The organism is Prevotella sp. SGI.167, from assembly GCF_050313615.1.
GTDB lineage: Bacteria > Bacteroidota > Bacteroidia > Bacteroidales > Bacteroidaceae > Prevotella.
Window position 1 is genome coordinate 202647 of the sequence record NZ_JBNPLT010000001.1, and the last position, 11510, is coordinate 214156.

The 11510-nt window shown below is 45.5% G+C and carries 7 protein-coding genes; all 7 read right to left on the reverse strand.

The window, feature by feature from the left end; all coding sequences use genetic code 11:
- Positions 1 to 115 precede the first annotated feature (115 nt).
- Positions 116 to 2539 carry a glycosyl hydrolase family 95 catalytic domain-containing protein gene (locus ACQRBJ_RS00805; RefSeq protein ID WP_445302634.1) on the reverse strand — a complete coding sequence of 808 codons (2424 nt, stop codon included), beginning with the start codon at positions 2537 to 2539 and terminating at the stop codon, positions 116 to 118.
- Positions 2540 to 2644: 105 nt separating this feature from the next.
- On the reverse strand, positions 2645 to 5605 hold the full coding sequence (locus tag ACQRBJ_RS00810) for a family 43 glycosylhydrolase (RefSeq protein WP_445302635.1): 2961 nt from the start codon (positions 5603 to 5605) through the stop codon (positions 2645 to 2647).
- Between the two features lie 94 nt (positions 5606 to 5699).
- A complete protein-coding gene (locus ACQRBJ_RS00815) occupies positions 5700 to 7031 on the reverse strand; it encodes a glycoside hydrolase family 43 protein (protein ID WP_445302682.1) in 1332 nt (443 codons plus the stop codon).
- Positions 7032 to 7302: 271 nt separating this feature from the next.
- On the reverse strand, positions 7303 to 7605 hold the full coding sequence (locus ACQRBJ_RS00820; RefSeq protein ID WP_294970716.1) for a PD-(D/E)XK nuclease domain-containing protein: 303 nt from the start codon (positions 7603 to 7605) through the stop codon (positions 7303 to 7305).
- Between the two features lie 44 nt (positions 7606 to 7649).
- The gene (locus tag ACQRBJ_RS00825; RefSeq protein ID WP_295346665.1) at positions 7650 to 8141 is read right to left on the reverse strand and encodes a hypothetical protein; all 492 of its coding nucleotides are present in this window, start codon (positions 8139 to 8141) and stop codon (positions 7650 to 7652) included.
- A complete protein-coding gene (locus tag ACQRBJ_RS00830; protein ID WP_294970720.1) occupies positions 8122 to 8688 on the reverse strand; it encodes an ATP-binding protein in 567 nt (188 codons plus the stop codon). Before ACQRBJ_RS00830 ends, ACQRBJ_RS00825 begins: the two co-directional genes overlap by 20 nt.
- Positions 8689 to 9077: 389 nt before the next feature.
- Complete coding sequence (locus ACQRBJ_RS00835; protein ID WP_445302636.1) at positions 9078 to 11471, reverse strand: TlpA family protein disulfide reductase; 2394 nt, start codon at positions 11469 to 11471, stop codon at positions 9078 to 9080.
- Between the last annotated feature and the right edge of the window lie 39 nt (positions 11472 to 11510).

An 11510-nucleotide genomic window follows, 5' to 3' on the forward strand; every position in this document is an offset into this window, starting at 1 on the left:
CATTTATAGGTCTAAAAGATTATTATAAAAAATATTGCCACAAAAGTACGAATAATTATCCAACCAGAGGTGGACAAAATGATACTTTTATGGCAACAAATGTGATTTTAGGACATTATTTAATCAGATAAGCCTTTCCTGGTTCTGTTTCCAAGTCATATTCATATACGTCAGGAATAGGGACCTTCACTCCCTCTGCTATCCGATGCTGTTCCATTACAGGCTTCACTTCTGCAGATGCAAAAAGGATATTTGGACATTTTCCTTCTGCCTTCTTCAGTTTTTTCGCCTTCAGCGGTACGTATGAGCGAAGACGCAGGATGCCTCCAATGGTGGATCGAATCTTCGCCTGCTTCAGTTTTCCATTCTTCCATTCCATGTCTACCACAAAACCGCCACGGGCACGAAGTCCTTTTACGCATCCCTCTTTCCAGGCATCAGGCAAGGCAGGCAAGAGATGCACGGCTCCATCATGACTCTGCAGGAGCATCTCTGCGATGCCGGCTGTTACTCCGAAGTTACCATCAATCTGGAATGGTGGATGGGCATCGAAGAGATTCGGATAGGTTCTGCCATCAGGATACTCCTTTACCTGCGCATCAGATGGCAACAGGCGAAGCATATTGCTGATGATTCTGAAAGCATGATTGCCATCTAGCATGCGTGCCCAGAAGTTCGTCTTCCAACCTAGACTCCAGCCCGTAGCCTGGTCGCCACGATGCTTCAGAGTGGTGGCTGCGGCATGGAACAGTTCCGGATGAGAAAAAGGAGAAATCTGATTGGATGGATACAATCCATAGAGATGCGAAATATGGCGATGCTCATTCTTCGGATCATCCGCATCCACAAGCCACTCCTGCAACTGTCCGTACTTTCCTATCTGCATTGGCGGAATCTGAGAAATCAGCTGCTGCATCGCCTTGCGTTCAGCCTCATCAACACCCAATATTTCAGAAGCCTTCACGGCACTGGTCAGGGCATCGAAGGCTATCTGGTTATCCATCGTGCAACCTGCCGTTACGGCAGTTCTCTTACCCATAGGTCCCTGTTCCGGACTCACCGACGGCACAGTTACCTTCCATTCGGTGCCCGGCAACTTCTGCATATAGTCGAGATAGAACTCAGCGGCACCTTTTATTACCGGATACCACTGCTTGAGGAAAGCCTTGTCGCCCGTATAGAGATAATGCTGCCAGAGATGGGTGGTGAGCCAGGCCCCACCATTCGGGAACATGCCCCACTGCGCACCATCCACCGGACCCGCTATGCGCCAGATATCGGTGTTATGATGTGCCATCCAGCCACGGCAACCATACATTTCCCTAGCCGTCTGTGCTCCCGTTACACTCAAATCCTTAATCAGCGAATACAGAGGCTCCGTGGTGTTACTGAGATTCGTTACCTCGGCAGGCCAGTAGTTCATCTCCGTATTGATGTTGATGGTATATTTGCTGTCCCAAGGCGCATTTTTGCTGTTGTTCCAAACACCCTGCAGGTTTGCCGCCTGTCCACCAGGCTGTGAAGAAGAAATGAGCAGATAGCGACCAAAGTTATACATCAGTGCCACCATCGCCATATCCTTGCTGCCTGCAAATTTCTCCAGGCGCTGATTGGTAGGCAACGAAGCATTGGCATCGGTTGGCAGAACCAGGGAAGAAGTAGCGAACTGCTTCTGGTAAGCCTCCACATGGCGTTTCTCCAACTGTGCATAGCTCATCAGTTTCACCTTATTTATATAGTCAGCATTGCGCTGGGCTGCATTGCCCGACACATCGTGATAGTTCACAAAATTAGTGGCAGCACTCACGATGATGGTTGCCTCGGTGCCATCCGCCCTTACATCTGCCACACATTCGGCAGCGAGAGCTGCCTTGATGCCTTCCTGATCTTGTCCCTTCACCTTCAGCATAACCCCGGAAGACGTTTTCTGAGTCTGATGTTCAAAAGGCGAATCCAGGGTAACATCGATATTCAAAGCCCCCTTTCTGCTCGCCTTGATGTGGCAAACGATAACGCCATCAGCCAGCGAAGCAAAGGTGGTGCGGGTATATCTTACGCCATCCATCACGAAAGAAGTCGTGGCAATCGCCTTCTTCAAATCCAGGTTGCGCACAAACTGCTCAGCCTTTCCCTGATTCTTCATGCTGATATGCAGATTTGCCATCGGCAGGAAGCGCATGCCATGAGGACCTGGGATGAAAGTCTGGTTGATGAGAGCCGCTGCCTCCTCTTCCCTGCCATTGAAGATGAGTTCCCTCACCTTTGGCAGATTCTCCAGGGATTTCCTGCTATTGTTGCTATGGGGACCGCCACTCCAGAAAGTCTCCTCATTCAACTGGATATTCTCATCCGTGGTTCCGCCATACACCATACCTCCCAGATGTGAGTTTCCGATAGGCAGAGCCTCCAGCCACTGCTGGGCTGGGGCGTTATACCAAAGTCGAGTACTATTATCTGTGCAACTTGTCTTAGCCATCATCTCTATTGGAAACAAGAGTCCCAAGACCCAAGCCCCCAAAATCATCTTATTTCTGTTCATAAAATCAGCATTGATTAGTTATTAAAAACGGCACAAAGATAAGGAAACTTTTTGATTTTCCTTCACTTTGTGCCGTTAAAATTTAAAAAAGCTCAAACTTTAAACCTATTTTCTTTTAGAATACTCAAAAGAATCAACATCTATATATCCGCCAGCAGCCTTTGTGGCATAGTTATAGATGGCAATACGGGTGCCCATGAAGAAGCGGCGATAATCATACTGCATCTTGAAATCCTTGATGGCAGGAATCCAGGTCTTGCCGTCTATACTATATAATAAGGTGGCGAGATCCTGATGAAGACGGAAATCGCAACTCATCTTCAGATAGATGATGCTTGATTTCGTTGCCTTATCCTGCTTCAGATTCAAAGGCTGGCGATACACCTCCTCACGCTTCACATCGGTCACAGCCTTTTCCTTTTCAGTCAAAGCTACACTCTCCTTGGTACCTACCACAAAGAGTTTCTTGCCTTCCCTTACGATAGAAAGCAGGGCTGCATCACCCTGGAAGGCTGACAGACCAGCCACATCGCCATCCTTCATCTTGCTTACATCCATCTTGATGATTCCCTCGCAAGCAGGTCCCTCGGTACGGGTACTGATGGTATTTGGAGCCAGGAAAATATTAGGAACGATACGGGATGTCTTCAGGCGGAGCCAGCCCTTACGCTCTGTGAGCGACCAGGCATTATCCACAGGATTGTGGTTCCACTGCCACTGCAGTTCCAGTTTATCCTTCGAGAAATCGTCGCTATACACGAGTCCCTTGCCATCGTAGCCCAGCACAGGCTTCTGCATCTCGGCAGGAATATTGCCCTTCTCATCGGTCAGTATAGGCCATCCGTCCTTCCAGGTACATGGCTCCAGCGTGAGCACTCTGCCCACACCACCACGGTCTTGGAATACGATGCCATACCAGTTGCCATCCTTATCATCTACAATCGTACCTTGTCCCACGCCGTTGAATCCGGCAAACTCCGTTTCCAGAATCACCTTCTTTTCGTAAGGACCCGTTATCTTATCAGCACGATAACAAACCTCACGACGAGGATGTCCCTGTGGCCACGAAATCATCAGGAGATAATACTTGCCGTTGTGCTTGATCATGCGGGAGCCTTCGAGCAAACCCGTTTCATCAGCATCACGCTCAAAGAGTTTACGATGGCTGCCAGGCACTACATTAGTTAAGTCTGCATTCAGCTGCACCATCTCTCCTGTACCATAAACCACATACGCCTTGTCATCATCATCAAAGAAGAGAGCGGCATCATGGAAATGCTGCAAACGGCTGTGGATAGTCCATTTGCCCTCGATATCATCGGCTGTACAGATATAAGTCTCTCCACCAGGATTATCATTCGGAGCAAAGAGCGCATAGAACTTGCCACGATGATACTGCAGCGAAGTGGCCCACTGACCACGACCATACACCGTACCCTCCTTCATGTCATACTTAGGCGAATCGGTAAGTTTAGGGAAGATATAGTTCACGGTTTCCCAGTTCACCAGATCCTTCGATTTCATGATAGGCGCACCCGGCATAAGATGCATGGTGGTGCTTACCATATAGAAGCTGTCACCCACACGGATTACATCCACATCAGGCACATCAGCCCAAACCACAGGATTGGCGAAATTCTTCTCAAACTTCCACCAGTCGAAATTGAAGAGTTTGCTTCCCTTCAATCCCTTGAATACGAAGTATATATCATGCTTTCCTGTCACTTTCTTTAGCATTTGTGCCGAGAAAGTCTTCCACTTTTCCCAGCCACCCGTCTTGGTAACATCAAGTTTTGCCACCAGTTCGCCATCTTCCTTATCAAGATGAACCTCCAGCGAACCTCCAAGCGAAGAGCACGCTGCAGAGATGGCAAATGCATCCGGACTTTCATTTCCGAAATCCACCTCGCGCACCTTGATATAATCGCCTGTATGAATTTCTGAGATATAAACACCCGTATCGTCGGTCTGCTCCGACTTCACTCCCTTAGAGAAAGCGATGGTTTCTGCTTCCTGGCGCTTGTAAGGATTGAGGGTTGCGATAGGAGCCACTCCTTCCTGAGTATGGTGGATAATTGGGAATGTGCCGTCGGCATTGTATTTGAATTCTTCCACAGCCACGCTGCGTCCGAATCCGCCTCCCAGTTTACCCGTATGATAGAAGAAATAAGACTTGCCCTTGAAGTCGGTCACACCGCAATGGTTAGTAAAGGAACCCGTATCTTCCAATGGCATGATTTCGCCCATATACTTCCATGGTCCGAAAGGCTTCTTGCTCATGGAATAAGCAATATGCTCAGGCACTCCACCTGCAGCATAAAGCATATAATAGTTCTTGCCACGCTTCATGAACCAAGGTCCCTCTGTGTAGCAATCCTTATATTTTCGGGTAGAATCACGCTTCTCCACGTCAGGCGAACCGAATCCCTCCTCAGTCATCACGATTCTGCCCACTTCACGCTTTTCATCAACAGCTGACTTAGCATCTATACCACCCTTGAAGCTGATCATATCTTCATTCAGTTTGGCATAGTAAAGATGCGGATTACCCCAATAGAGATAAGCCAGACCATCCTCATCCATCCAAACCGTTGGGTCGATATTGTCCCAACTTCCATTATCGAAAAGCGGTTTGCCCAGCGCATCCTTGAACGGACCGGTAGGAGAATCTGCCACAGCTACGCCGATAGCCATTCCGCCCGTCAGTTTAGAGTGCGCGCAGATATACCAGTAATACTTTCCATTTCGTTCGATGGTCTGTGCTGCCCAGGCACGGTCGTCTGCCCAGGAAAAAGAACTGAGGTCGAGCGGAGAACCATGGTCTGTCCAGTTCACCATATCCTTGGTGGAATACACACGCCATTCGTTCATCCAGAAGAAGTCAGCCTTATCTTCATCATGACCGGTATATACATAGAGGCGGTCTCCGACAACCAGAGGTGCTGGGTCGGAAGTTAACTGTGTTTGCACGATTGGGTTCTGTGCATAGGTAGCACCCTGCATGGCAAGCAGCCATGCACTCATCAGTAACGGCTTTCTTAGAGCCAAGTTTTTCGTTGTATTCATCATTATGATTGTTTATTCGTTTAACGCTGCAAAATTACGAAAAAACAATCATAATGACTTTATCGAATGTTTCAAAAACTTTATTAAGTTTATCTTACTCCCCAAACTTCCACCAGTCCAGGAAGAAGAGGTTCTGCTTCTGGATGTCGCCTCCCTTAAAGACGAAGTAGAGATCATGAACACCCTTTACCTTCTTCACCTGAGTAGAGAAGGTTTTGTATTCATCCTTGGTGTTCTTGATATCCACCTTGCCGATGCACTGGCCGTTAACCCCATCAAGACGGATTTCGATGCTGCCGCCCAACATGTGGCAGGAGGCAGAAGCCTCAAACTTACTTGCACCTTTCTTGAAGTCAACACCCTTAACAAGGATATACTTTCCCTCATCAACATTCGTAACCACCTGGTTCCATCTGTCCTTCTGCGCCCATTCGTTCTTAGGCTGCGTCTTCAAACCATAGCCCCAAGCCATCGTCTCAGCCTCCACCTGGCGATAAGGGTTGAACCATTCTATCTGCTCCAACTTGCAGTCCTGGAAGTATGGCAACTCCTGGATGGTTCCGTCAGGATTGTAAGTCATCTCGGCAGCAGATACAGAACGCTGCTCGGCATGACGTCCCGTCTTCAAACGGAAGATGTCATAATTCAAACCGAAGCAATAACTCTTGCCCTTATAGTCGATAATGCCCGGATGATTGCCACGAGTACGAGGCGTATGGTTCATGATATGTCCCTTATATTCCCACGGTCCGAGCGGATTCTTGCTCATCGCATAACCGATGCCCTCAGGACAGCAGGTAGAAGCATAAGCCAAGTAATAATTGCCATTGCGCTTCCAGAACCAAGGACCTTCCTGATAATCCTGAATCTTCGGGAAGTGCATGATGGAATCAGAATAAGAAATCATGTCCTCGTTCAGTTTCACTGCCTTCAACTCCGGGTTGCCCCAATACATGTAAGCCTGGTTATCATCATCTATCCATACGGTAGGGTCGATGTCGAACCAGTCACCCTCCCATGCCAGAGGCTTTCCGATAGGATCCTTGAAAGGTCCGAATGGACTATCTGCTACCAGCACTCCGATGCCATGACCGTGGATAGGGCAATACATATACCATTTGCCATTGCGCTCGATGACCTGCTCTGCCCAGGCACCATTCTCGCCCTTGAACCACTTGAAGTCTTTCAATGAAGCCACGGCACCGCGATCTTGCCAGTTTACCATATCCGTTGAGGTATAGAGCAGCCAGTCTTTCATCAGGAAGCCCTCAGCCCCATCCTCATCGTGGGTGGTATAGAGATAAACCGTATCGTTGTGCACATAAGGTGCAGGATCGGCCGTGTACTTGGTCTGGATGATTGGCAAGTTGATGTTCTGTGCTGTTGCTGCAGTTCCCATGCCAGCCAAAAGCAGGGATAAAATCATTCTGTATCTGGTCATTTTATGATTTAAATTAATTATTAGTATATTAAAATTGTTATTTGTGGTTGCAAAGGTAAGCCAAAAAACTGAATTCTACTTTTTCACATGTTTCAAATAGTTTATATGATGTAACACTTGTATCTGTAGCTTTACTGTCTTTCTGTCATATTCCACACTCTTGCTTGCCAGCATAGGCTGATAGCCTGCACTGCTATCAGCATCCAACAAGAAAAAAATGAGGATGTGTCATGGACTTATGACACACCCTCATTTTTTAGCAGGAATATTTTACCCAATCCAATACGATAGTCTTATCTTCATCAATCATAAAGTTCATACCAATCTTTTCCACGTTTTTGCCTTTTAGGGCAAAAGCATCAGCATAATGCTTATTGTTAATTTGGTCAAGAGCCTCTTGTGCCGACTTATTAAATTTCAGTTCTATCACATAGATGGTATCCTTTGTTTCCATCGTAATGTCTGTTCTTATACCGAGACTTAAAATCTCTTTTATGAAATATAGGAGTAGAAAAAGAATACTGAAAAAAGAAAGTCGCTGATTATTAGCCCAATACATGATTTTTAACAGTTTTTTCTTTTTCAGACCTTTTTTTTATGCCATTACTTTATATAATATTTACTATCAAATCGAGTGCCCTCTTTTTCTATCTCCTTCCCAACCATAGAATAGAGCATCTTTCGAATCTCTTTCATATCTATATCAGGAATGCGCTCTGCTATATCAGATATTTTACTCAAAGGATGCACACGGAGATCTTCCATAATTAGTGCCTTAAGAACATGTGGTTCTATAGTCTTCAAACTAGTAACAATGTTAGATTTTGCATTTTTCAGCAAAGTTGTATTGATTTGGAAAAATGATCCTTTCTTGACGCCACCTTTCGTTATCAGATTGCTTTTGTCTAAGTTATCGATATAGCTTCTCAATCGTTCTTCTGCAGATAGCTGGAGGATTTTAGATAAATCAGTTGCGGCAATGCGTTTCTCTCTGGCTATGATGCCGAAAGCTATCTTGTTCTTTTGGGAAAGCTGATAATTATGGTCAACATAATCCATCAGGCGAACAACTTCTTTATCCGTACTGTTCGCCAATTTCCATATCATCGAGCTGCTTGATATGCTGCTTCACTCTATCAGATTGGCGTATATCATTAGCGAATTTTGAGAGATTCGTCTTATTCTCATCTTCCAACTCAAACTGTGTTGGTACAAGTTCCCATTGGAAAGCTCCTTTCTCTTCTCCAACACGTTGGATATCCTCACTACGAACCGGCTCACATTTGTCAGCGACACGGATATACATCTTGCCATCAGAAGTGGTGGCATATGAATGGAGTGAAGGGAATACTGTGATGGCAAAGTACTGGCTGCCAGTTTCGTCTGCACATACGTCGCCTACTGCAAGACCAACATTGAAACAAAGTCCACGCAACCTTGTAACGGCACTATTTGCCTCTTCTTGCGATATAACTTGATTGGGAGCAGGCTTCTTGGTCTTGTCTTCTACGCCAATCATAATTTGTCCACCTTGTGCATTGGCTAAAGCCACACAAGTAGTGGAGAGCTCCTTGAATCCTTTCTCTCCTGTTCGAATCTTTTGCAGACTCTTGTATTCTATCTTTTGTTGCTCTGTATTCATGTTTACTTGTTAATCTTTAAACAGATACAAAGATAATATTTTTCTTTGAGAATAGGGAATATATTCAGGAGTAAAATGTATTTTCTTTGTGATTTTTTTAGTTTAGGGCGAAAACCTCTATGTATGGGGCTAAACTAAATGAAAGTATGTGAAATGAAGCCTTACTTTTGGCAATCACTATAGATAGGCATCGACCACATACGTGAAAAAAGTTTTTTAGCGAAAAAAGTTATACGTGTGCGAAAAGAAGGATTAATTGCACTGAGCAGAGTGCAATTTCGTATTTAATTTGTATATTTGCACCCATTAAGAACAATATGGATGCTCTATTGATAGATAATCCTTAATAATAGAAAAGATGACCCCGCGTTTTGCGAGGTCATCATTTTTTATTTACTCAGTTCCTTGATGATTTTCTCCAGATTGTCAAGCTGGCGGGCATCCACTTTCACATCTACCAGATTTCCTTCCTTGTCGAAGAGGCGATAGGATGGGAAGGAGTGAATGTTGAGATAGTTCTCGATGGCACTCTGCTGAGGCGCTGGCAAATTGTAGTGGGCGATATTGTCGCCAACCAGATCATTCAGTTTGATGATATTTTTCCATGACTCTTCAGGACTGTTGCTTGCCATGTATAGATATACCACATCGTATGGCGCCAGGCGTTCGAACTCTTCCTTCGAATGGGCTAGAGCCTCCTTGCAAGGGGCACACCAGGTTCCCCAGACATCCAGCAATACAAGCTTTCCCTTATAAGGTTCCAATATATGGCGAAGAAGTTTCTCACCATCGCTCATACCCTGAGGAGCTGTCTTGAGACTAGCTGTTATATCCCTGTTCTGCAAAGACAGGTACTTACGGTGTTCTGCCAATACTTTCTCCCTGAGAACTTCAGAACTGATGCTGTGTTCTGCCAGGTCAAGACCATAACTATTGAGTGGCATGGCTAGTCTTTCCAACATCTGAAGAAGGGCTTTGGTGATGATGACATCTTTCTGCTGCTGGCTGCATCCCATGCTATCAGCTATATGCTGGGCATAATATACATCGATGAGAGGAGTCTCATCCTTAAGCATCTTGGCAATATCTTCTCTACCAATGATAGCCGTAGCGCGCTTGTCAAGGACTGAGTTGGAAAAAGCTTTTACTATTTTCTCCTGCTCCTTGGCATCTGTCGTCTGATATTGCTTGATAGTTATGGCATCCAGATTCTTAGCCCATTGTTCCACCGTAGCAATTTCTGAATCGGTTATCGCAATATCCCCCAGAGCCTTGTGCTTTCTCAACAGTTCCGGATAAGAATTGGTGGATAAGAATCCATAGGTCCTTCCCATGGGGGTACTGTACTTTAACCTTCTTTCCTGGCCGATGAGATCATTAGTCAGCATATTATAGTCACGAAACTGAGTATAAGGCTGCGGAATCTCCTTCCATATTTTTTCCACTTGGCTCACATATTCCTGAGGGAAAATATGGTCTTTTACGTGATATGCTCCTTGTAAGATTGATGATGCATAATTACAGAGAAGATATCGGGCAGTATAGTCCTGATAACATTTGGAGATAGATGCCGATTCTCCTATCAGTTTTCGTAAGTTCCCTTCAGCCTCCTTATATCTGGATTCAAGAATCTGCATCATCTCCTGGGCTGGAACCTTATTCTCATTACCTGCATAGTCTGCGTTAATCATTGGGATAGGATGCGCCAGCAGTTCGTTTTGCAAGCGACAGTTCTTACCCATGAAGATGGAATGTCCAGACTTGAAGTCATAGAGCAGATAATAGGTCTCACCTGGCTCCAATACCGTGTTGATATAAGTATGTTTCCAGTCCATGAAAACCTCGGTAGAGTTGATGAGTGGTACTTTGATTTCAAATCTGCCAAGAGAATCGAGCTTGCTGTAACTGCTCACTTCCTTGAATGTGGAAAAGAGATCATAATACGTCACACTATACTCCTGTCCTCTATCCCAAAGTTCCTTAGGCATATTTCTGAGCCATCCCACAACAATAGCCGTATCGGGCTTGTTGTGAGTATCCTTCACACTTGTGGTTTCATCTTTCTGCGGATAATCCGGAAGGGTGGAAGTGGTAATGAGCGAATATTCGGCTTTCTTGCCGTTGATGCTCATCGTGCGCTTGCCATGTTGAGGTTTGTCGATGTTGACAGCCAGGTCGCTCTTGCCATCGGTAAGGATGAAAGAGTACTTGTCGCCCTTCTGATTCTTCTGCTTGTATTGCCAGTAACGGCAGTCGTAGATGGCGAAATCTTCATAGAATCCTATCTCCCAATCGCCGGTCGCATCGTTGCGCCAAAGCGAGGAGAAGAGCTGTTTGATGCGGGTATCGATACTCTCGATGCCAAATATCTTGAAGTTCTGTTCGCCGTCACCTTCCAGGAAGTCAAACTTTCGGGTCTTCTTGGGGAGCGGTGCGAAATGGAAGACCACATCCTCCTTGCCAGAGCTAGGCATATAGTGTTCTTCGTCAAGTTTCAGTCCATCACAGCTCTTGACGAGATATTTCTTGCCATCAGCAAGGAGATAGGTTTCCTTCACAAACTTTACCCAATAGTGTGGGCGAAAAGTGATGTGCATGAACACTCGTGTTTCATCATCTGCGAATTCCACACGATAGATGTTGAGTTGAGATTGAAAAGGATCATTAAATAGCTGATTCGATTCTGCCATCGGCTGTTCCCAGACAATGGGTTTCTTGCCATTCCCTGCCCAGCAAGTGCAGAGCCAGATGGCTGCAATAAGTAAACAAAGGATTCTTTTCATAATTCGATTATTTTATTGGATTGATACTATTGAAAGCAG